Origin of the sequence: Arsenophonus apicola (assembly GCF_020268605.1) — a bacterium.
Taxonomy (GTDB): Bacteria; Pseudomonadota; Gammaproteobacteria; order Enterobacterales; family Enterobacteriaceae; genus Arsenophonus; species Arsenophonus apicola.
The window spans coordinates 1,407,584-1,433,846 of the sequence record NZ_CP084222.1 but is presented as its reverse complement, the minus strand read 5'-3'; the positions used below and the strand labels follow the sequence as shown (position 1 = coordinate 1,433,846).

At 35.0% G+C, this 26,263-nt stretch carries 34 protein-coding genes, 3 tRNA genes and 1 pseudogene; 13 read left to right on the top strand and 25 right to left on the bottom strand.

What is annotated here, in order from left to right:
• Nucleotides 1-109: 109 nt before the first annotated feature.
• Complete coding sequence (locus tag LDL57_RS06770; RefSeq protein ID WP_180558895.1) at nt 110-649, top strand: DUF2441 domain-containing protein; 540 nt, start codon at nt 110-112, stop codon at nt 647-649.
• Nucleotides 650-651: 2 nt separating this feature from the next.
• Here LDL57_RS06770 and LDL57_RS06765 read toward each other — a convergent pair whose 3' ends face one another.
• From LDL57_RS06765 to LDL57_RS06710, 12 genes are all read right to left on the bottom strand, one after another.
• Complete coding sequence (locus LDL57_RS06765; RefSeq protein WP_225507348.1) at nt 652-1,692, bottom strand: DNA-methyltransferase; 1,041 nt, start codon at nt 1,690-1,692, stop codon at nt 652-654.
• 138 nt (nt 1,693-1,830) lie between these two features.
• A complete protein-coding gene (locus tag LDL57_RS06760; RefSeq protein WP_180558894.1) occupies nt 1,831-2,028 on the bottom strand; it encodes a hypothetical protein in 198 nt (65 codons plus the stop codon).
• 154 nt (nt 2,029-2,182) lie between these two features.
• Nucleotides 2,183-2,716 (bottom strand): antiterminator Q family protein, encoded by a 534-nt coding sequence (locus tag LDL57_RS06755; RefSeq protein WP_180558893.1) that lies wholly within the window; start codon nt 2,714-2,716, stop codon nt 2,183-2,185.
• Nucleotides 2,704-3,015 (bottom strand): Ref family recombination enhancement nuclease, encoded by a 312-nt coding sequence (locus LDL57_RS06750; protein WP_180558892.1) that lies wholly within the window; start codon nt 3,013-3,015, stop codon nt 2,704-2,706. The genes LDL57_RS06755 and LDL57_RS06750 overlap by 13 nt, the downstream gene beginning before the upstream one ends.
• A 13-nt stretch (nt 3,016-3,028) precedes the next feature.
• Nucleotides 3,029-3,622, bottom strand: coding sequence for a DUF1367 family protein (locus LDL57_RS06745; protein WP_180558891.1), 594 nt, complete (start codon nt 3,620-3,622; stop codon nt 3,029-3,031).
• 227 nt (nt 3,623-3,849) lie between these two features.
• Nucleotides 3,850-5,070, bottom strand: coding sequence for a PIN-like domain-containing protein (locus LDL57_RS06740; protein ID WP_180558890.1), 1,221 nt, complete (start codon nt 5,068-5,070; stop codon nt 3,850-3,852).
• 128 nt (nt 5,071-5,198) lie between these two features.
• Nucleotides 5,199-5,891 (bottom strand): DnaB-like helicase C-terminal domain-containing protein, encoded by a 693-nt coding sequence (locus LDL57_RS06735; protein WP_233458122.1) that lies wholly within the window; start codon nt 5,889-5,891, stop codon nt 5,199-5,201.
• A gap of 35 nt (nt 5,892-5,926) precedes the next feature.
• On the bottom strand, nt 5,927-6,628 hold the full coding sequence (locus LDL57_RS06730; RefSeq protein WP_225507345.1) for a replicative DNA helicase: 702 nt from the start codon (nt 6,626-6,628) through the stop codon (nt 5,927-5,929).
• Complete coding sequence (locus LDL57_RS06725; protein ID WP_225507343.1) at nt 6,618-7,556, bottom strand: hypothetical protein; 939 nt, start codon at nt 7,554-7,556, stop codon at nt 6,618-6,620. The genes LDL57_RS06730 and LDL57_RS06725 overlap by 11 nt, the downstream gene beginning before the upstream one ends.
• Before the next feature lies 1 nt (nt 7,557).
• Nucleotides 7,558-7,782 (bottom strand): hypothetical protein, encoded by a 225-nt coding sequence (locus tag LDL57_RS06720; protein ID WP_180558888.1) that lies wholly within the window; start codon nt 7,780-7,782, stop codon nt 7,558-7,560.
• A gap of 31 nt (nt 7,783-7,813) precedes the next feature.
• A complete protein-coding gene (locus LDL57_RS06715; RefSeq protein WP_180558887.1) occupies nt 7,814-8,257 on the bottom strand; it encodes a toxin YdaT family protein in 444 nt (147 codons plus the stop codon).
• A 59-nt stretch (nt 8,258-8,316) separates the two neighbouring features.
• On the bottom strand, nt 8,317-8,544 hold the full coding sequence (locus LDL57_RS06710; RefSeq protein WP_180558886.1) for a transcriptional regulator: 228 nt from the start codon (nt 8,542-8,544) through the stop codon (nt 8,317-8,319).
• Between the two features lie 141 nt (nt 8,545-8,685).
• Here LDL57_RS06710 and LDL57_RS06705 point away from each other — a divergent pair, with 141 nt between their 5' ends.
• The 11 genes from LDL57_RS06705 (at nt 8,686) to LDL57_RS06655 (ending at nt 14,609) form a co-directional block, all read left to right on the top strand.
• The gene (locus LDL57_RS06705) at nt 8,686-9,054 is read left to right on the top strand and encodes a hypothetical protein (RefSeq protein ID WP_225507341.1); all 369 of its coding nucleotides are present in this window, start codon (nt 8,686-8,688) and stop codon (nt 9,052-9,054) included.
• 762 nt (nt 9,055-9,816) lie between these two features.
• Complete coding sequence (locus LDL57_RS06700) at nt 9,817-9,966, top strand: hypothetical protein (RefSeq protein WP_180558884.1); 150 nt, start codon at nt 9,817-9,819, stop codon at nt 9,964-9,966.
• 18 nt (nt 9,967-9,984) lie between these two features.
• On the top strand, nt 9,985-11,151 hold the full coding sequence (locus LDL57_RS06695; RefSeq protein ID WP_225507339.1) for a phage-associated endonuclease: 1,167 nt from the start codon (nt 9,985-9,987) through the stop codon (nt 11,149-11,151).
• Complete coding sequence (locus LDL57_RS06690; RefSeq protein WP_225507337.1) at nt 11,097-11,891, top strand: hypothetical protein; 795 nt, start codon at nt 11,097-11,099, stop codon at nt 11,889-11,891. Before LDL57_RS06695 ends, LDL57_RS06690 begins: the two co-directional genes overlap by 55 nt.
• Complete coding sequence (locus LDL57_RS06685) at nt 11,888-12,388, top strand: siphovirus Gp157 family protein (RefSeq protein ID WP_180558883.1); 501 nt, start codon at nt 11,888-11,890, stop codon at nt 12,386-12,388. The genes LDL57_RS06690 and LDL57_RS06685 overlap by 4 nt, the downstream gene beginning before the upstream one ends.
• Nucleotides 12,389-12,433: 45 nt before the next feature.
• On the top strand, nt 12,434-12,613 hold the full coding sequence (locus LDL57_RS06680) for a hypothetical protein (RefSeq protein WP_180558882.1): 180 nt from the start codon (nt 12,434-12,436) through the stop codon (nt 12,611-12,613).
• Between the two features lie 59 nt (nt 12,614-12,672).
• A complete protein-coding gene (locus LDL57_RS06675; RefSeq protein ID WP_180558881.1) occupies nt 12,673-12,843 on the top strand; it encodes a hypothetical protein in 171 nt (56 codons plus the stop codon).
• Nucleotides 12,843-13,016: a DUF1482 family protein gene (locus LDL57_RS06670; RefSeq protein WP_180558880.1), complete on the top strand. Its 174-nt coding sequence runs from the start codon at nt 12,843-12,845 to the stop codon at nt 13,014-13,016. The genes LDL57_RS06675 and LDL57_RS06670 overlap by 1 nt, the downstream gene beginning before the upstream one ends.
• Nucleotides 13,017-13,085: 69 nt before the next feature.
• Nucleotides 13,086-13,271 carry a hypothetical protein gene (locus LDL57_RS06665; RefSeq protein ID WP_180558879.1) on the top strand — a complete coding sequence of 62 codons (186 nt, stop codon included), beginning with the start codon at nt 13,086-13,088 and terminating at the stop codon, nt 13,269-13,271.
• A complete protein-coding gene (locus LDL57_RS06660) occupies nt 13,255-13,473 on the top strand; it encodes a DUF4224 domain-containing protein (protein ID WP_180558878.1) in 219 nt (72 codons plus the stop codon). Before LDL57_RS06665 ends, LDL57_RS06660 begins: the two co-directional genes overlap by 17 nt.
• A gap of 2 nt (nt 13,474-13,475) precedes the next feature.
• Nucleotides 13,476-14,609 (top strand): tyrosine-type recombinase/integrase, encoded by a 1,134-nt coding sequence (locus LDL57_RS06655; protein ID WP_225507335.1) that lies wholly within the window; start codon nt 13,476-13,478, stop codon nt 14,607-14,609.
• Between the two features lie 20 nt (nt 14,610-14,629).
• Here the strand turns inward: LDL57_RS06655 and LDL57_RS06650 are convergent.
• The 12 genes and pseudogenes from LDL57_RS06650 to LDL57_RS06595 all read right to left on the bottom strand — a co-directional run bounded on the left by LDL57_RS06650 (nt 14,630) and on the right by LDL57_RS06595 (nt 23,631).
• A tRNA-Leu gene (locus tag LDL57_RS06650) sits at nt 14,630-14,716 on the bottom strand.
• A gap of 7 nt (nt 14,717-14,723) precedes the next feature.
• Nucleotides 14,724-14,797, bottom strand: a tRNA-Cys gene (locus tag LDL57_RS06645).
• A gap of 33 nt (nt 14,798-14,830) precedes the next feature.
• Nucleotides 14,831-14,906: transfer RNA gene (locus LDL57_RS06640), tRNA-Gly, on the bottom strand.
• Between the two features lie 131 nt (nt 14,907-15,037).
• A complete protein-coding gene (pgsA, locus tag LDL57_RS06635; protein ID WP_180558908.1) occupies nt 15,038-15,586 on the bottom strand; it encodes a CDP-diacylglycerol--glycerol-3-phosphate 3-phosphatidyltransferase in 549 nt (182 codons plus the stop codon).
• 53 nt (nt 15,587-15,639) lie between these two features.
• Nucleotides 15,640-17,472, bottom strand: a complete 1,833-nt coding sequence (uvrC, locus tag LDL57_RS06630) for an excinuclease ABC subunit UvrC (RefSeq protein WP_180558877.1) — start codon at nt 17,470-17,472, stop codon at nt 15,640-15,642.
• Nucleotides 17,465-18,121, bottom strand: a complete 657-nt coding sequence (locus LDL57_RS06625) for a LuxR C-terminal-related transcriptional regulator (RefSeq protein WP_180558876.1) — start codon at nt 18,119-18,121, stop codon at nt 17,465-17,467. Before LDL57_RS06625 ends, uvrC begins: the two co-directional genes overlap by 8 nt.
• A gap of 185 nt (nt 18,122-18,306) precedes the next feature.
• Nucleotides 18,307-18,711, bottom strand: coding sequence for a phosphate-starvation-inducible PsiE family protein (locus LDL57_RS06620; protein ID WP_180558875.1), 405 nt, complete (start codon nt 18,709-18,711; stop codon nt 18,307-18,309).
• Between the two features lie 90 nt (nt 18,712-18,801).
• Nucleotides 18,802-19,200, bottom strand: coding sequence for a GFA family protein (locus tag LDL57_RS06615; RefSeq protein WP_180558874.1), 399 nt, complete (start codon nt 19,198-19,200; stop codon nt 18,802-18,804).
• A gap of 305 nt (nt 19,201-19,505) precedes the next feature.
• Nucleotides 19,506-20,968: pseudogene (gene dtpA, locus LDL57_RS06610) on the bottom strand (dipeptide/tripeptide permease DtpA).
• 1,084 nt (nt 20,969-22,052) lie between these two features.
• Entirely contained in the window at nt 22,053-22,256 is a 204-nt protein-coding gene (locus tag LDL57_RS06605; RefSeq protein ID WP_180558873.1) for a hypothetical protein, read from the bottom strand.
• A gap of 339 nt (nt 22,257-22,595) precedes the next feature.
• A complete protein-coding gene (locus LDL57_RS06600) occupies nt 22,596-22,922 on the bottom strand; it encodes a hypothetical protein (protein ID WP_180558872.1) in 327 nt (108 codons plus the stop codon).
• 499 nt (nt 22,923-23,421) lie between these two features.
• On the bottom strand, nt 23,422-23,631 hold the full coding sequence (locus LDL57_RS06595; RefSeq protein ID WP_225507333.1) for a cold-shock protein: 210 nt from the start codon (nt 23,629-23,631) through the stop codon (nt 23,422-23,424).
• Between the two features lie 508 nt (nt 23,632-24,139).
• Here LDL57_RS06595 and pagP point away from each other — a divergent pair.
• Nucleotides 24,140-24,745 (top strand): lipid IV(A) palmitoyltransferase PagP, encoded by a 606-nt coding sequence (gene pagP / locus LDL57_RS06590; RefSeq protein WP_180558870.1) that lies wholly within the window; start codon nt 24,140-24,142, stop codon nt 24,743-24,745.
• Nucleotides 24,746-24,801: 56 nt separating this feature from the next.
• Here pagP and LDL57_RS06585 read toward each other — a convergent pair whose 3' ends face one another.
• Entirely contained in the window at nt 24,802-26,166 is a 1,365-nt protein-coding gene (locus tag LDL57_RS06585; protein ID WP_180558869.1) for an amino acid permease, read from the bottom strand.
• Nucleotides 26,167-26,263 lie beyond the last annotated feature (97 nt).

The window sequence follows — 26,263 nt, the reverse complement described above, 5'->3', positions numbered from 1 at the left end:
AAGATTGCTCACATTAATGCATTATTGTTTTGATATAAATATGGCGTGATGTTTATCCTTCTTTGATATTATCTTATTGTCAAATATCACAATTTAAAAAGAAGGAACAATGGTGAGTACTTTTTTTACTCTTGATCGAGCAAACAGTTTATCCAGTGAGTTAACAATTAATTTAACATCTATTATACCTAACACTCCAGAATTAACATATTTATCTGATTTATATGAATTAGGGATATCCCGACATGGTTGTAATTATCTTCTTGATCCGAAGCTTAATCTTTGGCAATCAGATAGAAACATGAGTGCTATTATCGAAATAATGTTAGAGGAACGAAGAAAATCAAAATATCCTGAAAAACCATCTCGCTTTCAATCGGTGTTTGCTTGTGAAACCAAAGAAGATGCCTTATGGCTCTGTGGCAAATTTCAATATCCAACTAATTCACCCATTTATAAAATTGATACAGATAGTTTTCATCGCGGTGATATGAATCTACTTAGCCTAAATTGTACACCTCTCGAACTGTCACATCGACTTGATCTCTATTGGCAAGAAGAAACCGAAATGTTATATGATGGTTACTTTCCATTCTGGGAAATAACAATCCCTCTCCCTGTTCAAATAGGCGATAGGATATCAATATGATTTTATAATTGGGTTATTTCATATTTCGTCTGCTCAAATCGCTCTTTTTCCAATTCAACCCCTAGTGCCCTACGATTAAGTTTTAATGCAGCTTTGATGGTGGCACCTGATCCCATAAAAAAATCTGCAACCAAATCGCCTTCGCGACTACTGCTTTTGATTATGTGCTCCATCATTGCCGCCGGTTTTTCACAAGGATGTTTACCCGGGTAATACTGTACCGGCGGATAGTGCCATACATCTGTATATTTTACATTGACGGTGACCAGAAAATAACGACGTAACAGTTGATGTTGTTCTGCCTGTTTGTGATATTGTTTTTTTAATTCGTCTTGTTCAGTTAACAATGAGCAATATTTTCTTGCTAATGGATTATCAAGTTGTTTTTTTCTCGCTACCACTTCAAATAAAAGCTGCAGCTTTTGATAATCCTGTTCAGTCGGTAATTGCCACTGACTATAACCAAACCAATGGTTAGTCATTTTCTTACCGGTTACCTGATTAATCTCCATTGCCGCTATATTTAATATTACCTTCGCTTGTCTGAAATAGTCTATTAAGGGTTTAAATACGTTAATTTTTAATTCACGGCATTGCTTAAGATATTCATTAGTTTTACCTTCAAATGGCCCATGGTAATGTTCAGCAAAAATTATTCGCTCAGTCGCAGGAAAGTAGCTGCGCAAGCTTGCTTTATTCTGCCTGCGCCAAATACCTGACGGCTTTGCCCAGACGATATGATTAAGTACATTAAATCGGTCGCGCACTAATAATTCAGTATCCGCCGCCAACTTTGAACTACAAAATATATATAAACTCCCATTGGGTTTTAGTACCCGTTTGAATTCAACTAGCATCGCATCAAGCCATAGCAAATATGCCGTTACATTTTCCCACTGGTTATCCCAGGCACAGTTTTTAACCTGAAAATAAGGTGGATCAGTAGCAATTAAATCAATGTAATTATCAGGCAGTGTTTTGATATAGCTAAGTGAGTCATCGTTAATTAAATTAACGCTATTTAAATTCACTGTTTTTTTCATAGATCAAGAAAACCTTTTTTGCTAGGCTTAACTTGCTTTGTGCACACAAGCAGTGGGCCTTGGTTTGTCCGTGATCTTTTTAACGGGCAAATGGTTGGTAAGGTGCTACCAACACCCACCAGCCGCCCATTTCACAGCTTAAAGTCGTTTAAATAATGTGTAGTTATCCCGGCCTGTTATCAGGCCGGCCAGACTGAATTGCGTTAATAGCAATTGACAGCGGGGTTCAGGTAACCCCGTTATTTCTGCGATTACCGGTACGGTTAACCATTTATTGACTGGCAATGCCGCTAAAACGCATGCGGCCTGTGCAGTCATATCAGTTTGTTTTAACATGCTATTTTAAACCTTTAGTCAGTTATTGTGCGTATACACACATGTAACTCTGTCCAAAGTGAATAGCAAGTTCTGTAGAAACAAAAAACCCAGCGCGGCGGCTGGGTCAGTTGGTCACTGTTATAAAAACGGCAACTTATATTAGAATAGTGGCTCATTGGATCAACGATGTCAACAAGTTCTTGTCATTTTTTCTTGTTTTCGACTCATTTTCACGCTTTTTAAACGCATTTTTAAGTATTGGATAAATAAGATATTCTGCCGCACTGAGAATTTCATTAACTTCCCGACGACAAGTTGACATTGAAGGTTTGCGGTATTCCTGAGTTCGATTACGCCGTATCATTACACGAGGTTTTACCAGGCTATGATAATAGCGTGCAATCGCCCGATCAGAACGATTAAACACATAACGACAGAGTAATAACGAAAAAGCGATCCGATCCAGCTGATATATATTATCAACCACTTTTGCTATAAATAGTCCGTCATCGTCACTACACATTTCGCGCCATGGTTCATCCCGTCGCTCCACTGTCAACATTAATTGAGCGATAATGCTACTTTGTCTTTTCTCTAACCGCCCGCTATATACCCAGGCACCAAATTTTGATAGCCAATGTTGTAGCCAAAGATCCTGATCCTGCGTAAGACACAAGCTATCAGAAACAGGTTTCATACTCGCCATGCGCGCAGCTCCATCACTTCTCGCTCAGTCTGCTTTAATAACTCGGTTTCGGTACCGTGAATCCGTTGCCAGCTTTTCGGTGCCGCATGAAAACCAGTAGGATAACTGGCTCGATGGTGAGGTGGACATAAACCTAACACTTCCTTGTGGCTAGCCCGTTGCCCCATTCCCTGTCCTGTACGAACATGATGAATTTCCGCTAAGCTTGCACCACAGCCCATATTACGACAACAAATACAGCCTAACTGGGCGACATCTGCCAGCCACTGCTGTTCATCTTTGTTTTTTGCTTTAGTCATTGGTCTTGCCTCTTTAAGTAAAATTTAACAATTGGGCAGCGGCATTTTCAGCCGCTTGTTGGTTTGGAAAATTGCGGTGTAAGATAAAGTTCCATAGCACATCGAGGGTAGATTTATACAGTTCGCCAAATTCAAGTTCGTCCATTTTGGCAAAGCTGATTGATTTAGCGACCCGTCTTAAGCTTCCGTCAGGCATTTGATAAGTTTGATAATGGCCGGCTTGTTCAACAACCCAATAGCGAAAGGCATCAAAGGATTTAGTGATAGAAATATTACCAGCGCGCTTATGCGCTATTTCGGCAAGATAGACATCTGCTGCAGACTGCAGTGCATCAGCATGCTCGGTGTAATAAGCAAGAAACTTTACATAACCATTAATAAGCTGTTTTTCCGTCGGCGATATAGTCCCGCCCGTCGGTTGCCAATAGTGATAACCCAGATTGAGGAGGGCAAAGTATTTACGGTGGAAGCGTGGATTGCGTGCCTTTTTAACATCAGCATAAAGCACATCACCACATTTGATTTTGTAATGGAGGTAATCTTTAGTCGCCGGATCTGCTGCGACCAGAGTGTCGTTTGAAATTTTGATAAAGTTATGCTGTGTCATACTTTTCTCTTAGTTGACACAGCAAGTGTTTAGGTTATTGGGTGTTCAGGCCAATTGAGTATATTATACATATGCTATAGATTAAGATATACCTTATTCAAGCAATTTTTCCAATTGTTTTAATTCATTAATTTTATGTTCTAATTTAATTATTAAATCTTCAATTTGGCAATCATTCTCACTTATATTACTATCACGTAATTCTTTAATTTTCTTATGTATTATATTTATTTCTGTCCTAAGAATTTTAATCTATAACGCGAACTAACATTATAATAATTTAAATTTTTAACTTTAGTAGACTCATCTAGACAATAAGATGAATCATTATTAATGAATTCAAGAATTGCTTTCCAATCAGAATTATTATTTTTACTAATAAAAGATCTTTTGAAATGATCACGTTCAAATATATAGCTAAGTAAACTAGGATTAGCTTCTAAAAATTCTGTGAATGGATATTCACATTCATCTAATTGATCATATATTGATTTTACTAATGATGTATAATCGTTTGTATTATCATTTAAATATTCAAATTCTGTAATAGACGAATCACTAATTTCAGCGTCTTTTATAAAATTCTTCGCGGCAAGAAGGAATGATGACTGGGTATACATTTTAAATGTATCAGCCCCATTGCTAGTTATTTCTGTTTTTAATATTTCTAAAGAACCTAAAGGTTCTATTATTTTTTCAAGCTTATACCACCAATCATCTTTTGCATCATTCGTTATGAAAATTACATTTTTAATCTTTTTATTAGATACTTTTTTTAATAACTCCTTCCATAAATACAAATCACCAAACTTACCTTTATAATAAATTCCGTTAAAACAATGCTCTTTTTCTTTTTTCTCATCTCCCCATCCAGGACCTATTTTATTTTTATAACGTTTTTCACCTTCAGTGTTTATTTCATCTACTTCTTTCTGCGTTAATTGTTCGCCTATTTTATCTTTGGAAATTTCATCAATCCAATTCCTAATTTCATCAGTATTAAATATATAGTCATTTTCACTTATTCTTGGTTCGATATTTTTAGTGATAAAATCTTCTAAATCATTTTTTACACCATTGCGTAACTTACATAATTCACCATGTAAATTCTGATATTTTTTCTTAATATTTCCTTTATCACTACATAATTTATTCAACTGGTCTACAATATTTCTAAAATCAGCGTCTATACTTTTTAACTCATTTAACGAACTTTGGATCGTTGATAGTCTATTTCTTTGATATTCTAAACATACTTGAAAGGGAAACCATAATCGATCTTCGATTTTTTCCAAAACATTAATAAAAACTTGTCTGCTATCTTCTTCACACCTATATAGATTGAAAAAGCAATTAGTATCGAATACTAAAATTGTATCTTTACTATTAAATATTGCTTTTTCTTCTTTAGTGGTCAGATCATAAAATCCTTTAAAACGACTACGCATCACAATCCTCAATCAATAAAAATTGATTATTAATCATATGGATAAATTTATTAAGTGCAATTTCTGATAACAAAAATGATAGAAATATCACATTAAAATTAATTTTTAGACAAAGCAACTTACTACACTCAAAACCCTTGCGTTTCTCGCTGATAATGATTTGCCCTTTTACGCGCATAATGTTCACTCTGACTTTTCCCTTTCTGCAGTAACCACTTGGCTTCATTGTTATCGATATTTTTAATATAGGAATTGACCAGCTGCGCATAAGCGGTACCTGTTTTACCATCACGATTTAGTCGCAAAATTATTTCCATTAATGACGCATCGCTATTTTGGTTATATACCACATCCCGATATAACCCGATCCAGACGTCACAATCCTGCTCGATTTGGCCTGTATCGCGACTATCGGCTGGATAAGGTCTTTTATCCGCTCGCTCTTCTAATTTGCGATTCAGTTGCGTCAGCAGCAAAACGACGCAATCCATCTCTTTGGCTAAATTTTTTAATTCAGTAGTGATATCACCATAAGCAATATCTCGCCGTTCGGCTTTACCTGCTTTGATTAGCGTCAAATAATCAACCCCAATGAGGCCAATTTGTCCTTTTGCTCGTTTTATTTTTCGACACTCTGCAATGATATGGTGAATATCAACCCCGGGCGTGCTATCAATATACATATTGGATTCAGCAATCTCTTGCGCTCTGGCTAGTGCCCTACTCATATCACTATCATCATAAGCGCCGGTGTAAAAAATATCTGCCGACACATTGCCTTCCTGCGCAACCATTCGCTCGATAATGCCTCTGTCGGTCATTTCCAGACTAAATAACAAAGTTGGCAATTGATGATTTAAGGAAAATGGCTGGCAACACGGTTGAAAAAAGCAGTTTTCCCCATTTTAGGCCGGGCGCCGATAACCACTAATGAGCCACGTAATGCCTGTTTAGGCGCCATAATTTCATCTAATGATCCAATGCCTAATGTGAACCCGGCGGCATTTTGTGGATCAGCAAAACGCCTTTCTACCTCATTCAGCCAATCGCCAATAACCTCTTTGGCCGGCCTTAAACCTTTACTTTTACCTGTTCTGGCATGCTCTATCAGCTGGCTGATCATTTGTTGCATATGGGATAATTTTATATTTGTCTCAATCCCATCATTGGCCATCATCATTTCAATACAGGAATTTAAATTATCGATTGCGTAGCGTTGGATGGATTTATCTCTGACGATTTTTGCGTAACTGACAATATTTGCCGTGGTCGGTAATTGGCACAACTCGGCAATATAGGCAAAACCACCCACATTGGTTAATTCGCCGTTTTCCTTCAATGAATCACTAACGGTGATAATATCCGTCGGCTTATTGGATTTTATTAGTTTAACAATCTCGGCATAAATACGCTGATGTGACCCTTGATAAAACGATCCGGCTTTAATTAGCGAAGTAACCAAATAGCGTTTCTCGTCATCGGTGCTTAACATCAAACCGCCAAGCACTGCCTGTTCAGCACTAAGATTATGAGGTGGCTGCATGAAGTTATTTGTCATTTGCCCGCTCCTCCTTGACGGCAACATAACAACGCTCAGTGATCAAATAATCTAAATTTTTTCTTCGCCACAATCCGCCACGGCCATTTTCCCGATCTTGTTGCATCCAACGGCAATGGTCAGCGATATAAGTTAAATAATTTTCCCATCGCTGCTGATTGAATTTAAATTTCTGCCAGAAATTTTTAAGCATGCGCTTTCGGGCATCGGTCAAAACCCGGATTTCTGGCATATCAGGCAAGAGGTTATGGTAGGCTGCAATAATTTGTTGATAGTTTAATTTATTTGCTTCTGTAATCGGTGTGTCAGCGCCGTCTGATACACCATCAGTAATATCTTTATTAATCTTGTTATAATCTTTTGTATTTGTCTGCCGAATTTTCGGGGGAGCTATCGCATTTTTTTGTGATAGGTCTGCCGAATTTTCGCAGGAGCTATCCCGTTTATTGGTGATAGGGTCTAAAGATGAATGACTGGCATCACTTGAAAAATTATCTTGCTGGCCTGGATGAGTAATTTTTTCTATTTTAGCGACCACCGGCTCGATAAATAATACGTTATTCGCCACACCCTTAGCGGTATTGATGGTCCTAAATTCAATAGTGATTAAGCCTTGCGCTGATAATCGCTTAATCGCATCGGTGACTTCCCGTTTAGTAAAGCCATAGCGATCAGCAAATGACTGATAACTACGCTGTAACTTGTCACCACTAAAACGTTTGCGAAACCCCTTAAATTCTCCGCTGTATTCGTCCCTCACCTCCATCGGCCGATACCAATAAACAATTTCAGACAACAGCATAATAGCTTTACAATCTGGTTTACCTGACGGCATTTTTACATTCTTCCACCAGGTTGCCGGTATTATATTGCCTGATATGTTAATTTTTGCCATGCTTGCCACAGTCGCGGTCATATAATTTTGCATATTACACTCCCAGCGCGCGAGCAATATCACGGCATGCGTTTTGATACTCGGTTGAATTAAGATTAAGCTGACGCAGTTTCGCTTTTTGCTGTTCGTATTGGTGCCAAATGGAGAGTGCAGCTGCATAGCGACCATCATAAATAGGTTGGATCTGGTCAATCGTGGCAGGTTTACCGTTTAAGCGAAAGCCATCACGATAAGTGATCATATCGATAGTCCTTAACATTTAGTCTTACCCCAAGTCTGTTATACGCTGGTCAGGCGCGGTATTGGATAGCGTTTAAAGCGGTTACTGCATTAGTAATTTGTCGTGATATGTCATGTCCTCCTAACAATGTCTCAGACATTGCCGCTGCGAATTGTTTGATGGCAATTGAAGCTAAATAATTGATGCGATTACCGTCAATTTTTGCCTTCTGTTCAGCAGGTAAAACCGCCATAATGGCTGGTATCAAATCACAAAACTTTTGTTTTGCCGCCTTGGAGTCACCCCGTAACCAACGGAAAATCTGTTGCCGGTTATTGTTAATGGCTTTCCAATCTGCTTGTCCTGCTTTATCTTCGATCTGGCTTAACCTAGGTTTGCCACCTGAATTAAGCTGAAAATACATGCGGCTTACTTCAATCGCTACACGCTCCTGTCCGCTGGCCATTGCCCAAATTTCTATTTCATCTTTGAGCGCTTGGATATCAATTTCCATGTTGATTTGCGTCTCCTGTCGCAAAATTGATTAGTATTAATCAGTTTATGTTTATTTTTTTAGTTAATATTCATTTCTGGCCAGATTTTTTGCAAATCGTGTGGTCGAAGTTCAGGCCTTGTCACTCTGCCATTAGTCGCATTTTCTATGGCAAAACACCTTGTTGGCGGAACCGGAGCATAGCCATGTGCCATTTGTGATAAATAGGAACTAGAAACGCCCAGTTTTTGAGCTAAAAGTTTAGCTTCACCATGCTTTAAACTAGCTATGTATTCATTTAGTTTCATAAACACCTCTTCATTTGAAATAAAATCAGTTTAATGAACGCTAAACCTTTGTTAAGTATTTGCTTGTTTAGTGAATACTAATCAGAATTCAGATATAAGAAGTAGAAATCCAGACATATAATCATTATGAATAAAATAAGTATGAAGAATATTAGACAAAAAAAATTGAAAGAATGGTTTTCCAACAAAACACTGCCTGAAAAGGAAAAAAGCTATTTATCACAGCTTTTGAATGGTAAGGCATCCTTTGGTGAAAGAGCAGCTAGGCGATTAGAAAAAGATTACCATATGCCTAAAGGCTATTTAGATGATGCTCTCAATGCCACTTGTTCAGAAAATCATTACCAGATAAAGCTAACGCCAAGACAAAAAGTATTATTAGAGCTATTTGATGCGCTACCTGATTGCGAAGCTGATGCTTTGATAAAAAATCTTGAAGAGAAAAAACAGCACTATGATAAATTACTAGCTGAATTATTACACAAAAAACAACAGAAAAAAGCGCAATGAATCACAATATTTTCTTATAAAACAAACTAATCAATATTAATATTTGTTTTATGCAGTTTATAGTATTTCCTACTGTAGCTCCCTCTCTATCTATCCTAGATAATTATTTGATTAACTAATTATTTTTATATCAACAAATTGATAATTTATATATTTTTTAGTGAATTTCTTTCGCTATATATCAAAATAATTTTCTAATAATCAATATATTAAACAATATATGAGTTAAGACAAAATAAATTTCAGTTATTTTGTTTATTTTTTAATTTACTTTGGTTTATTGTTTACTAAACTACGATAAAAAGCAAACAGGCAGGACGCCCGCGAAGTAGCCGCCAGTGGCATATGAATAACTGGATGATTTGCTCATATAAAACAACACAGCAAGTGTTTAGGTAAGTGTTCAGACTAATTTGATTCACTGTCGTTTGTTGGAGGAGAACCGCTGCACTCATCACGACCGGCCATGATTACCACGATAAACGACAGTTTTTTGTTAACACCAGGGAACTATATTATTCGCCGACCAAAGTTCGACAAGGCAAGACACTATCGAGCAATTAACGATAGAAACTAGGAAAGACCTGACAGTCCGGAAAGACGGACACCCAATGACAGACGTAAAAAAACCCACTGCAGTGGGCTCTTTTACCTGGCTGACCGACCAAAGTCAGCCAGAATTCTCAGCGGAGACCAATCCGCTAAAGAGGCAAGACCAATGATAACTATCATCGATCAGTCTTTATTTTAACAGGAGTTGCTATGAAAGCACAACCTAAAATTCTTTTCTTCAGCAAGCCAAGTAGATCAGAACTGGCTCACACAAAAACAAAACATCAACACAAGAAACAAAGCAATAATTTGCTTTGTCTAGCAAATAAACCACTTTACCCAACTACACAAAATCCCTGACCAACAGAGGCTAGACCAATGAAGACCTATATTTGTGTATTCGAGCCTACCATAAGTGCTCGGGCAGATGGTGCTTTACCGCTATCAATTGCGTTAACCGCGGCGAATGAAAAATTAGCGGTTGCCAGTGCCATGATCAGGTTATCAGAAAGCTATCCTGATGATATTGATAAATTCAACACCGATGAACCCATAATCTGTCTCGATCAGGTAGGTTCACCCCGCCCGGCTGTCGGTCAATTTGATGAACAGTTTGCGCTTGAAAATGAGTTTAATGGTAAAAGTTGGCAACCCGCTAAACCAGTGGAGTTCAAAAAAATAGCGGTTATAGTTCGTATTGCCGCTATTTTACTCTTTGCTAAAACTTCATTTTTCAAATCAGATATCAACAAAGCCATTTACTTCGTCCATCAAAGTAAAGCGCAACCCAAAATCCGAAATATTGCCGCAGGCTTAGCGAAAATAACCCAAGTAGCGGTGATGGATGCAGAACAAACCAATGAAATTGCGCAAGCAGTGTTTGACTATGCCGATGAGAATGTCAATATCGAGCAGGCACAGAAGCTAGCCGAAAGCTGGCTAGCGGATACACCATCTACTGCTGCACCCATCAATGAGCCAGTAGTAGCACGTAATTACGCAACGCTTGATACCGAAATTGCATTAGCCTTACTGGATGATTTTAATCATGAAAACATTTTAAGCAGTCATGTAAGACAAGCGAAAACATTAATTAATGAAAAAAATGAAGTATGGCAGCGCTGGTCGATGGAGCTACGTACCTACCCTGGTATTTTAGCCGTGCCGAGAGAGCAGGTTTTTGCGCTAATCACGGAAAGTAAACAGTATCCCCAACTAGTAAATGATGCTAATGGCAGAAAGTCATTTATAGAGGAGAAATTATCAGGCTCTAACAATCAACAAACCGCAATAGAACAGCCCGCTAACGAAAAATCCAAACGTGGACGTAAAACAAAAGAAATAAAAGTCAAAGAAAAGAACAGTTCAGTAATTGAAACGCTTCAACCTGAGATGGATAAGCCAGCAATACAAACAACTGAAGATTTTCAACAGCAGCGGCAGTTATTGAAGATACCATCAAACAACAAGATGCATCTTCACAAAATAACTTGCGCATTTGGAAACAGGTTCAAAGAACGGATCCCCGCTTTACCAAGCCATTAGATGGCGTTGGTTTTACTGGAACAAGTATTAATAGTACCTATATGTTTATGCGGGCGACAGAAATATTTGGCGCATTAGGCAAAGGCTGGGGCTACCAGGTTTTAGAAGAGAAATTAGTTAATGGTATCCCATTACTAGAACCTATTGTTGATAACCACTATAAGCAAATTGGCAGCCGCTTTTTACGGGATGCTGATGGTTCACTGATTTATGAACAAAACCACTCAATTAAAATTCTGTTTTGGTATGTCATTGATGGTGAACGAGCAGAAATAGAAAGTTATGGAGCAACACCCTATCGCTATAAAACCAAACACGGCATTAAAACCGATGGTGAAGCAATTAAAAAATCTTTTACCGATGCGATAAAAAAAGCCTTATCCATGATGGGATTCTCAGCGGACGTATTTATGGGCATGCATGATAATCCTGAATATCTGTTTGATAACAAAATTGAATTTGATATTAAAGCGGCCAGTGATAAAGCCGAAGATCTGGCCCGCTTACGCAAAGAGCTGGATGAAAAGTTCACCCGCAATACAGCAACGATGCGAACCGCCGTTACCAAAAATGAATTACGCGGCATCGCTTCCACCATCACCCGAGAAATGTCGGTTCATCTTAAGCATGCAAAAGATCGTAACGATGAAGAATATGAAAAATACCTCTCTGACCGTTTACGTCGACTGAATCAAATTGAACATGAGTGTCTGGTAAAACTGGAAGGAGCAACCCAATGAGCCAAACCACCGCAATCGCACTAGCCGCTGACTACGAAAAATTGCAACAATTAGTCGAAAAGGGCGAGTTTACTAGCGAAGAAATTGCCGACACCTTAGAGGGCATTGAAGGCCAACTCGGTGACAAACTGGACGCAATTATGATCCATGTACGTAACATCGAAGGTCAGGTAAAAACACTGGATGATGAAGCAAAGCGACTAAAAGAGCGCAGTAAATCATTTGAAATCCAAGCAAAACAGCTAAAACATTATGCCCTGGATTGTCTGTTAAAAGCCGGTCTGGAAAAACTTAAAACTATCAAAAATACCTTCTCAGCACGTTGTGGCGTGGTGAAAGTGATTATTGATGATGAGTCACTACTTCCCGATGAACTGGTTGATGTACAGACAATCACGGCACCGGACAAAAAAGCCATTAAAGAAGCGATTGAAAAAGGCAGCGTTGTCCCAGGTGCACATCTGGAAATTGGTGAACGGTCACTGATGGTACGTTAATCATTTATGTGCCCAGGCTTGGGCACTTTCTCAGGAGATACATTTATGGCGACAAAATTAGTCATTATCATTCAGCATGATAACAGCAGCAATCAATGCCGGATTGAATGGTCAACGGCAGCGACTAAGGATGTTACCTCTAAGGAGCAACAAATGTTAACTCAGATGCAAAAAGCGTTGCTTGTCCAGTTCGATTATCCGGTTAATCCCGCCGCTCTTCATTAACGCTAATCAGTACGGAGTATTCATTATGCAAATGACCCAATTAAACAGAGGCAAGACCAATGCTAAGACACCAACATTATAAAGATCAACCTGTCAAAATTACGTTACCCGATGGTACTGCCGGCTTTATCTCTACCGATCGACGATGCAATATTTGTTATGATTTTCCAGCGCATATCAAAATCGAACCAATGCCGATTATCGCTGCTCACTCACGGAGTAAACAATAATGTTTGCTTTATTTCTGTTGATATGTAGCTCACTCAATTGTCAGTTCCAACTTTCAGGTTATCGCTATCAGAACGAACAGAGCTGTTTAATTGATCAGGCATTGTTAAGCAGAAAAAGACAATTGGCCGAATGTTATCCTATCGAGGAGTTTATACGACCAAAAATTGATTAGGCATAATCAGTTTTATTTTTTAACGGCCATTAGCATGGCGATTTCTCTAACTTTGATGAGTGATCAGCCATGCAATTACTATCCTGGCAACCCGGACAATCGTTATTAACGGAATTTGATATCAAGTTAGGTCGGCTCACAGCCAGTATACAACATCAACCTTGTTCACCGACAGAGATTAAAATCGCCTGTGATACCGCCGACCTGATTATTTTATTAATGATAAGGCAAGACCAAGATGAGAAACAAGCATGACATTATCACACCAGAGGAAATGGTAGAACTGACTGGCTATCAGTTTCCATCTAAACAATGTGAAGTGTTACAACGGGCTGGCATCTTTTTTATTAAACGTCCAGATGGGCGGCCAAAAACCACCTGGGGACATTTTAATCATCCGCTAGCGGTAAGCGCTAAAATAGCAGAGCAAGAGGAGCCAGATTTTGGAGCGATGTGATTATGGTTCGAATTAGAAGAAGAAAAAATGCTGAAGATAATTGGATGCCTCCTCGAGTACGAAGAGGGAAATCTGCTTTTGAATTTCAAGCACCTGGAGGAAAAACGATTAGACTATGTAACCTAACACTCACACAAGCTGAAGTTTGGATTGCTTATGAAAAATTTATTAATGACCAAAAAAATGAAGAAACGCTTAATGCTTTGGTCGATAAATTCTTTTTCTCTGCTGACTTCACAAACTTATCTCCAACATCACAGGGCGACTATAGAAAATACACAAAAAAACTATTACCAGTATTTGGCAAAATGTTACCTGACAATATAAAACCTGAACATATTCGAAAATACATGGATAAACGAGGGCTGAAAAGCCAAACTCAGGCCAACAGAGAGAAAGCTTTTTTATCTCGCCTTTTCAGCTGGGCATACGAGCGCGGAATGGTAAAAGGTAATCCATGCAAAGGCGTGCGTCAATTTAAGGAAATTGCGCGCGATAGATACATCACTGATGATGAATATAATGCGCTCTACTCTGTTTCAGCTGATGTGGTAAAAGTGGCAATGGAGATTGCTTATTTATGTAGTGCCAGGCAAGCGGATGTTTTAACGCTTACTTATTCGCAGTTATCTGATAACGGAATCTTCATTAAACAAGGTAAAACAGGTAAAAAACAAATTAAAGCTTGGACGGATCGATTGAAAGCTGCAATTAAATTAAGTAAAGCATTACCAATTAATTCTGGTATCAGTAGTCTTTATGTCATTCATCAACCTAAAGGCGCAAAATATACCCGTGATGGATTTAATAGTCGCTGGCAAAAGGCCAAACAAGAAGCCGCAAAAAAATTTCCATATTTAGATTTTAATTTTACATTTCATGATTTGAAGGCCAAGGGAATTTCTGACTTAGAAGGAACCTTGAACGAGAAACAAAGTATTTCTGGCCATAAAACACCATCACAGACCGCAAGATATGATCGTAAAGTTGCTATTGTCCCAACTGTTGGAGGACAAAAGCGGGAACAAATTGGTAAGTTAGTAGCGAAAATTAATAGCGCAATAATAGTGAAACGTGATCCCACCCACAAAAAAAGCAACCCTAAAGGTTGCTCTTTTTTTTGCTTAACTCGCTGATACTCAACGAATTTTTAGTATGGTGCCCAGGGCGGGACTTGAACCCGCACAGCCTTAAGGCCGAGGGATTTTAAATCCCTTGTGTCTACCGATTTCACCACCTGGGCTAAATTTTGGAGGCGCGTCCCGGAGTCGAACCGAGGTAGACGGATTTGCAATCCGCTGCATGGCCACTCTGCCAACGCGCCCTACTCAATCTAGCTTATTTGTAGGGCAGATATTGGAGCGGGAAACGAGACTCGAACTCGCGACCCCGACCTTGGCAAGGTCGTGCTCTACCAACTGAGCTATTCCCGCATTTTCACTATGCTTAGTTAGTTTGTTAAACCTAGCATCGTTTGATGCGCTGCATTCTACTTGTTTCCTGTATTGAGTCAATACTATTATTTATTAATTCGGTTCGTTCGCTGGTTTTTCAATCATTTCGATCAAGCTTCATGCAAATTTTTCCAAGCTGCAGATAAATATTGAAACATAGACCAAAACGTTAAAGCTGCAGCAAAATAAAGTAATATGATAGCAATGATCTCAATTTGAATATTAGGATGCCACAGCAATCCAACTAATGAGCCCATCTGGGCAGCTGTTTTAAATTTTCCAATCCAAGAAACAGCTACACAACTGCGTTTACCGACTTCAGCCATCCATTCCCGTAATGAGGAAATAATGATTTCACGCGCAATCATCGTCACTGTGGGTAATGTAACCCACCAAGTATGATAATATTCGGTTACCAATACTAATGCTGTTACTACCATAATCTTATCAGCAACCGGATCTAAAAATGCACCAAATTTAGTTGTTTGCTGCCAGAGTCTGGCCAGAAAACCATCAAACCAGTCGGTTAACGCAGCAATAACAAAAAGAAACGCACAAACTAAAGGCGCCCAATGAAAAGGAAGATAAAAAAATAACACAAAAAACGGAATCAATATGATACGAAAAAGTGTTAACCAAGTTGGGATATTTAATTGCATCATGCTCTATAATTGTCTGGCCAAAATAAAATATATATACAATTCCACTAAGCTTATTGCTTCAACGCATTATGAATTTTTTCTGCTAGAGCATATGAAATCGTTGGCACTTTTGCGATTTCATCAATACTGGCATTACGCAGAGCTTGTAAGCCCCCCATATATTTAAGTAGCAGTTGCCGGCGTTTAGGACCGACACCTTCAATAGACTCTAAGGTGCTGGTATTTCTAACTTTCGCCCTACGCTGACGATGTCCGGTAATCGCGTGATTATGTGATTCATCACGAATATTTTGTATTAAGTGTAGTGCGGGTGAATCAGGCGGTAACGCAAGGCCTTCACCATCAGGTTTAAAAAACAATGTTTCTAAGCCGGCTTTGCGATCATGTCCTTTAGCTACCCCTATCAATTTGGGTCGCGTAATATCCCAATCGACATTTAATGCCTGGAATACACCAATTGCTTGGGCCAATTGTCCCTTACCGCCATCAATAAAAATCACGTCTGGCACTTTACTTTCATCTACATGTTTACCATAACGTCTCGTTAAAACTTGATACATAGCAGCATAGTCATCACCAGGCGTAATATCAATTATATTATAACGACGATATTCAGAACGTAAGGGCCCATTACTATCAAAAACAACACAAGATGCTACAGTTTGTTGTCCTGAAGTATGACTAATATCAATACATTCCATTCGATAAATTTTTTCTAATCCTAGCAAGTCAGCTAATGCCTCCATTCTTTGATGAATGGTAGATTGTTGTGCAACTTTTGCTGCCAATGCTGTCGCTGCATTAGTACGAGCTAGTTTTAAATATTTAGCTTTTATCCCTCGCGGTTGCACTTGAATGTTAATTTTACGTCCCGCTATTTTAGTCAATAAATTAGCAAATAGCGCTTTTTCCGGTAATAAAAAATCCAATAATATTTCCGCAGGTAAAGAACGAATTTCACTACCTTGCAAATAAAATTGACCTAAAAATGTTTGCACCACTTCACTTAATTGAGTGTTTGCTGGGATCTTTGGATAATAGCTACGGCTACCAAGGACTTTTCCTTGTCGAATAAAAAGTACCTGAACACATGCAATACCTAGGTGATAAGCAACGCTAATTACATCTAGATCTTGCGTATTACCAGAAACAAATTGTTGCTCTGTAACCGCCCTAACAGCTTGTATTTGATCACGATAACGTGCTGCACTTTCAAATTTAAGCGTTTGACTGGCCTGCTCCATATTTTGGATTAATTGATTAAGAACTTGCTGATCCTTACCTGATAAGAATAAACGAACATATTCTACTTGTTGATGATATTCTTCATCAGTAACCAGCCCTCTAACACACGGACCAAGACAGCGATTAATTTGATATTGAAGACATGGTCTGGATCGGTTTCGATAGACACTATCTTCACACTGACGCAGTGGAAAAAGCTTTTGTAATAAAGCCAGCGTTTCTCTAACGGCATGAACACTTGGAAATGGGCCAAAATAGTCGCCCTTTGCTTTCATAGCACCACGATGCATCGCCAAACGTGGATGTTTATCTGCACTTAAAAAAATATAAGGATAGGATTTATCATCCCTTAGTAAAACATTATAACGAGGCTGATAAAGTTTAATATAGTTATGTTCAAGTAATAAAGCCTCTGTTTCTGTATGTGTTACGGTAATATCAATCTGAGCAATATTTTTAACCAGTTGTTCCGTTTTACGGCTTGTTACTTGTTTTCTAAAATAACTCACTAAACGTTTTTTTAAATCCTTCGCTTTACCGACATAAATAACTATCCCAGATGTATCATACATACGATATACACCCGGTTGATTAGTAACTGTTTGCAAAAATACTTTTGGATCAAATAGTTCAGACACTATAATAAAAACTCTCTGTTTGAATCAATCCATTCGTTATAGCTATATGAGTTAATTCTACATCACTACGAACTTTTAGTTTACTAAACATTCTATATCTGTAGCTATTTATTGTTTTTGTATTTAAGTTGAGCTGTTTTGCTATCTCACCAACCGGTATACCACGCGTTACCATAAGCATAATTTGTAATTCACGATTAGATAGAAGGTTTAATGGGTTGCTCATTTCTGTATCTAATTGATGTAGTACAAGCCATTGGGCAATATCAGGCGACAAATATTTTTGCTTTAACTTGACGACGCGAATGGCATGCAGTAAATCGCTCTCTTTTGCTTTCACACTTAGTATACCTCGCGTTCCTGCTTCTAGCGCCTTCATTAAATAGATATTTTTCTTTTCAGTAGAATACATAATTATGCCTATATCAGGGATCATCCTAATTAAACTTTGTAATTTTTTAATTAACTCATAGTCACTTGTTCTCCCATTTAATAAAATAATTTCCGCCGTATATTTTCGGCACCATTGGATAGCTTGATTCAAAGAGACAACATGCCCAGCTATTTTCATACCTTTTGTTTTATCAAAAATAGACTGCATTCCCAATCGAATAAACTCATTATCTTCGACTAATAAAACACTGATCAAAGAAATCTCCCTCTTCTGATAAGTAATAAAAATATCATTATCTTTAATATATAAATTTATTTATGCTAGATGACCACTCTATTTTATAACTTAAAATAGAAATTTAATAAAATAAAAGTATTATTGATTATGCTAGATACTATTTATAATAAATATAAAACCATTTGAAATATAATTTTCTATCATTATTTGTGTTTTATTTTTTCTGTATTGGTAAAATATAAAGCTGAAACCAATAATAAAATCGTTCCACCATAAATAATAGCATTGATAGCATATTTGTGAACAATAATAATCAAACACATACAAGTTGTAGTGCCAATATAAATAAAATAACATAAAGGAAAATGATTATTTGATTGAAAATATTTAATGACTAATGCAATAAATTCAAAAGAAAGAATATAAGTAAAAATAGCTTCAAGTAAATAGTAATATGGTTTCGCTAAATTAATACTAAATAATAATATTGACAGGTAAGTTTTACTTGCTAAAAAGAATACCAGTAATATTGCTAAAATTACCAAGCTAAAATTCAAAAGAAACAGTAACAACCTTGATATATTGATATTATATTTAGTTATTTTCATTGAATCTCCTCAATACTATCAACCAAAATTTTACCAAGATACTCATGATTATAGAATTATAAATCTAACAAAAACTAGTTTATTTTATTTTTAAGTATTAAGGATATGTTGTTGTGCAAACAATGACTTTTGTTCAATAAGGTTATAATACATATATTTACAACCAATATAAAACTGAGTAACTAGAAACCCAATTTGATTCTGTTCAAATAAAGCGGCATTAATACCATGACTTTCAGGCTCATATATCTTAAAAAAAAGATGTGTAGTGCATTTATTATAAAATGTTCGTATTAGCCATGCAGAAGAGCGACTATGACTTACAGTAGATTTATCTTTGATTGATAAACCATTTTCAATAATAAAACTCATTAACTGTTCACCATTGCATTTTTGACACATCTTACAATGGCAGGCTGTGATTGCATACCAAGGTTGCTCTGTTTTTAATATAACGTGTCCATGTAAACATTGACCTTCATACTGCATAAACATGCCCTTTTTATTATTGAATAACTAAATAAAAACATAGCAATTTTTTAAAATCAATAACTATTTTTTAACCAAAAGGTTTGAATAATATATATGTGATCAGGCTCGTTATTATGTTGATAAATCATCTCAAAAAAGTTAATTTTTTAACAATAAATTGCTCAAACAAACCAATGCTGACTTTCTAAAAATTTCTGCTAAATTGATACGATAATACAAAAGCCAGAAATTATCTGAAATGAAAATAATAAAAAAGCTATTGAACATAAGTTCAATAGCTTCTTGGATATAAAATATCTAATTTATACTTGTGTCATGCGATTAAGTAACGGCGCCGTAAGTAACATAATTAATGCAATAACCGCTGTTACCATACCTATCTTCATGAAAACATCACTATATATGCCTAAAGATATTAAAGGGCTTAATGACTCCCCTTGAGGTGTTGCTGTCATAGAAGCAATAAAACCTGCAATAAAAGCAGCAGCTGAGCTGGTTAAAAACCATGAACCCATAATAAAGCCCATCAAGCGTTGAGGTACTAGCTGTGCTACCATTGCTAATCCCAAACCAGAAATCATCAATTCACCAATACTTTGTAAACCATAGGAAAGTACTAACCATTTAACAGAAACAATGCCTGCGTCATTAGCAAACTTAGCACCTAGTGGTAAGACAAGAAATGCAGTCGAACAAAGTACCATTCCAATTGCAAATTTATGGGGCATAGGTAAATTATCACCCATCTTATTATATATAGATGCAAGAATCGGACTGGCAAGCATGATCCAAAGTGGGTTCAAAGCTTGGTATTGCGCAGGCTCAATACTAATACCCAAGATATTATGTTCTACATTATGTATCGCAAAGAAATTTAATGATGTTGGCATCTGACTATAGAGTACAAAAAATACAACTGCCTCTATCATTAAAATAAATGCGACAATCATTTTTCGGCGAGCTGCACCTTTTAATGTAATGGTTTCCTTAACAAAAACAATTACAATAAAACATGAAATGATTGCCAGGGCGGCTCTTGCAACAGCCATATTATGCAATAACCAATTAGAAAGTATAATGAGTGCCACTATACCAATAATAGTAAATAAATATTTAGACAATTCTATCGATTGAAAATCAGGTTTAGAACCATAGTCTTTGACCCACTTTTTACATAATAAGAAATTAACTAAAGTAATAATCAGACCAATCACACTTAATGAAAATGCAATATCCCAACCATAATGCTTTGCTAACCAGGGTGTGGCCAACATAGAAAAGAATGATCCGATGTTAACAGCCATGTAGTACATGGTAAACGCACCGTCGAGACGCTGGTCATTTTTATCATAACAAGTGGAAAGTAACGAAGACGGATTTGCTTTAAATAAACCATTACCAACTGCAATGGTTGCTAACCCTAGATAGACCAATAAAACATCGTGACTAGAATAAGCAATAAAAGCATAACCGAGAATAAGTACGATAGCACCTAATATAATAACCCTTTTAGTACCTAATACCTTATCACCTAACCATCCACCAATTGCAACAAAACCATATACTAAGGCAGTAAAAGCAGAAAATAATATAAAAGATTGAGCTTCGGACATTCCTAACATTTGAGTTAAATAAATTGTCAAAATCCCCTGTAAGCCACTGAAGCCAAATCTTTCCCATAGTTCAATTGAAAAATGAGATAAAAAGAACGTGGTCGTTTGAAAGCATTCAAACTGATATTCTTGCTATTATTCATTGTGGACACAAGTTACCTCTATACAGCCAATACGTTATATACACATGCATGAAACATCACCGTGTACTTTGTAGTTATAAATTAAAATATCAAATTAAAGCTAAATAATCCCAACAAGTGATCACGGTTAGTTTGTCAAGTATGACATAAAAATGCGCTCACCATTATTTATAACATGCTGTTTTCATGCTTTTAACAGCGCGGGATGAAAACTAATATAGCAAATATATTCAATAAGTTAAGACTTTTGAATATGCTTCATATTCTGCTTTTAACATCTAACTTTTACATAAGTAAACAAAGCATATACAGCAATATACGCCATTTATGCATAAAAAATAAAGAATTAATTAGTATCAAAGTATAATAATAGGCAAATTTTAGCAGAAATATGACTATCAACTAATATTTTAGTTTCCATTTGAAATTAAACTCAATGTTAAAAAATTTAAATTATATAATAATAAACTTATTTTTTGTAAGAAATTTATTTTGTCGAAGACAGCGCATTAATTAATTGGAATATAACAATATAAAAGTTAACATGATTATTTTTTAAATAATTATAAAATAATAATGCAATTGTTAAAAAATTATAATAAAGATTTGATTATAATAGTGAACTGAAAATATTTCATTTAAAAAAACAAATCTATATAAGTTGAATGTGATATTACTTAAAATAAAACCCAAAATAATAGTTAAACATTATTTTATGCATTAAACAGTGCTACGCCTAAATACTCTCACATAGTTTTTTAATATTTTATAATAATTAATTATAAAATAGCGGTACTAACTAAGTGCTAAATCAATCGTAAATAATAGCGCTAATATTGATAACCATATATTTTATAGAGAAAAATGAAATTTCATATTAGATAAAATACATTACCAATATATTATCTAAAGTTAAATTATCAGTTTATTTTTAATAACAAAAATTATAATCATAATAAGTAAAATAAAGTACTATTAATACTATAATTTTTAATTGATTAACATTTCGTATTAAAACAATTTTATAATAAAGAAATTATTAAACAAATTTATAATATAAATATCATTTTATATAAAAATAATCAATTAATTATTATTGCAAAACTTTATTACTTTTATGCTTTATACTTTCTTGCTGAAATTTAATTATTTCTATACACATTGGCAATATTCCAGCCAATTCTGCTAATAAGTCATTAGAATTCCACGAATAAGATGATTTAGAAACTATTTGGATAGCAAGATCATAAGCCATTGACTCTAATGTATATTTTAGACTTTCATTACGCTTCATCATAAATGGTTATCCATTTTAGTTAATCTATTAATTATAAGCATAAGCTATAAATTTAGATTTTAAAAATTTTATTTTAAAAAAATACAGATATACTTTTTTTTAAATAAACATTAACAAAACAAAAACAATTCATTTGATATGAAACGTTAATTTAAATCAGTCTGAAATAATAATTTTGCTAATTCGTATTTGCAAAACACTTTAAAACTACCCGATTAAAATAAAGTTAATTTCCAATAATAATTAGCGTTAACTTAATGTCATCAATTTTTATATTTAACTTAATTTTTAAAAAGCGCCGATTAATCAGAATAACAATAACAGCGCTAAGATAGAAAATTAATGAGTGTTTTTCTTTAATTCTGCCAGGCAAGATTCAACAATGCTCACCATATTCTGCTCAACTTCTGGCGGAGTATAACCATTATCCTTTAATTGTTTATCTAATTGTATAAATTTATTCATACCATAATTTTTAACTATTTTATCAAACGCGCAATTACATACATCAGTGATAGTACTTATATTACCTTCAGTTCCTTTTGCAGAACTTATACAATACTTAACAAAATTATTCTTGTATGCTTCAATTTTAGACTTCTCATCAGAGCACGCTGAGACGAATAAAGCTTGAATCATAATTAAAACTACTAAAAATTTTTTCATAAAATAGTTAAAACTCCAATTTTAATTTAATGCCAGTACTATTTTTACATATAATTAACAAATATTATTTTTTATTTTGCTTAAGTACATTTTAATCGCATGCTTTATAGTCAATACTTGATATTACATTAAGATTATCTTATATATGATAACTATTTTTTATCTTATTTACTACTAATTATAGCCTTAATTTTTCTTTTTAATAACATGATTTCATGAAGGATTCTAAGATAAGGATAAAATTCTGAATCCATGTCAATTTGTATTAAATAACAAATGATCATTAAATCGTTTTTTATTTAAATATAGCTTATGTTTTTATTAAAATTACATTATACCAATTAACAACTATATAATATAAAACATAATAAAAATTGAACTTATTATTATCTATAAAACTCATCCTGTTATATGCAGGATGAGTCAAAATATTGATATAGCCAATCAAATAAATTATCTTACAATTAAGTAATTCATAACTTATCATTTTTAATAATAATCAAATAATCGTTACATTATTAGCCGCAGAACCCTTACTGCCTTCTTGAATATCAAATTCAACCCTCTGACCTACTGTCAATGTTTTAAAACCATTAACATCAATAGCAGTATAATGAACAAACACATTTTTACCACCACTTTCAGGTGTAATAAAACCAAAACCTTTTGTTTCATTAAACCACTTTACTGTACCAGTGATCTTTGTCATTTTTTTTCCTTTAATACCATAAATTGATTTTTAAATAACACAACAGATATTAAACAATATATTATTACTGCTTATATATGTGCTATTACATACTTTATTTACAATAGCAAATTATTTTATATCTTAGAGCTATGAGTCACTTTAAATAACTTAACAGTGGAAAATCTTTTTCTCTATTTTCTATCAAGAAAATAAAAGAAATACAATAAAAAATACGCATGTAGTCTTATCTATTTCAATTAGCAATTCAATAATTTTAATTATTTATACATTATGCATTCTAAAATTGAAATGTTTAAGTTGCATTCATAAACTTGTTATATAAGCCTATAATAATTAATTCTATTGTTAATATTAAGCAAATTACTTTACTATTTTCATTTTTCTTTTATTATTAGTTATAATACTAAATGCAAAACTTTAATTATATTAAACCAATTCTACATTTCTAACTATATTGGAGGGATATGAATATTTGTCACATAATAACTGAATTTTGGACTCTAGAATGAATCTAAAACGATTTATTAATATTGTTTCAGTTGGTATATTAGTTTCCTGCTGCATATTTCCAACTTACACAATAGCGACATTTAATTCATCTAACCCTATTGATACAAGAAATAATTATGCTTTCTCATTAGTACAAAGATTTACTTATAATATTAATAAGACATGGAATTCTCATCATTATGAAATTTATTTACCTTTTTTAATTTGGCATAATCGGTTAACTTATGATAATAAAAAAATTTCCGACTATAATGAAACTCCTTGGGGATTAGGTATAGGTAAATACCGCTTTGATCAAAATGGTAATTGGCATTCTATTTATGCTATGGCTTTTGCTGATTCTCATAATAATGTGCAGCCCATAGTTGGATATGGATTTCAAAAAGTTTGGCGACCAATTAATATTGATGAATTTCTTATTGGAGCAGGTTTTACGCTAAGTATAACCGCCAGAAATGAACTGTGGTATCTCCCCCTGCCATTACCACTTCCAATTGCTTCTATTGAATATAAGCAATTATCAATCCAAGCAACATATGTCCCTGGTACATACAATAACGGTAATGTGCTTTTTGCTTGGGTACGTTGGCAATGGAATTAAACTCTTTAATTTTTATACTAATACCCTGGTATAATCCAGGGCTGTCGGTTACTATTTTACCAATTAGATTTATTTTTTTTTCTTATTTTTGTGAATAAAAATCCTATCCATAAAAACATAATCCAAAATGGCATAAGAATGACTGAAATACGAATTCCATCCGTCATTAAAATGATAATTAAAATAAGAAATAAAAAAACTAAACAGAGATAATTACCAAATGGATACCATAATGCTTTAAATTTAGGTTCAACACCTTCTTTTATTTTTACCGCTCTAAATTTTAAATTAGAAATACAAATCATAACCCAGTTAATTACTAAGGTTGTCACAACTAACGACATTAGTAATTCTAGCGCTTTACCATCTAATAAATAGTTGATTAAAATACCACCCGAGGTTGCTAACGCTGAAATAGCAATCGATACTATAGGAACACCACGCTTAGTTACTGTATTTAAAAAATGTGGAGCGTTACCTTGCTTTGCTAAACCATAAAGCATACGACTATTACTATATACTCCACTGTTATAAACGGATAATGCCGCGATTAAAACAACAATATTCAACGAATTAGAAACAAATTTATCGCCAATATCATGAAAAATAAGTACAAACGGGCTTTCGCCACTAACAACATTTATCCAAGGATACAGTGAGAGCAATATAAATAAAGAACCAATATAAAAGATTAAAATACGATAAACAACTTGATTAGTCGCTTTAGGAATACTATGTGTCGGATTTTCCGCCTCCGCAGCTGTTATGCCAACCAGCTCTAATCCACCAAAAGAAAACATAATAACTGCCATCGCCATTACCAATCCAGTAACGCCATTCGGAAAGAATCCCCCATATTGCCAAAGATTTGCTACCGATGCTTGTGGGCCACCTTTTCCACTAATTAGCAGATAGCAACCGAAAATAATCATTGCAATAATTGCTAATACCTTAATTATTGCAAACCAAAATTCTGTTTCACCATATAAACGTACATTCGTAAGATTGATTAGATTGATCACAACAAAAAAGAATGCAGCTGAAATCCAGGTTGGTATATCCCACCAATATTGAACATAAATACCTGCGGCAGTCAGTTCAGCCATACCAACCAAAATAAACATTGCCCAATAGTTCCAGCCAGATAAAAAACCAGCAAAAGAGCCCCAATATTTATAAGCAAAGTGACTAAAAGAACCAGCAACAGGTTCTTCAACAATCATCTCTCCTAATTGACGCATAATCAGGAAAGCAATAAATCCACCTATTGCATAACCTAATAAAACAGATGGCCCTGCCATATTTATGGTTTGTGCAATTCCTAAAAAAAGTCCTGTTCCAACAGCACCACCTAGTGCTATCAATTGAATATGTCTATTTTTCAACCCGCGCTTAAGCGTTTGCCCAACTTGTTCCGCCATAATTAAACCTTCATTTTATTCTAATTTCCTAATATTTTTATCAATGCAAACCTTAACTAAAAGCGCATGTCAAAACTATTAATTAAAACATTAATTT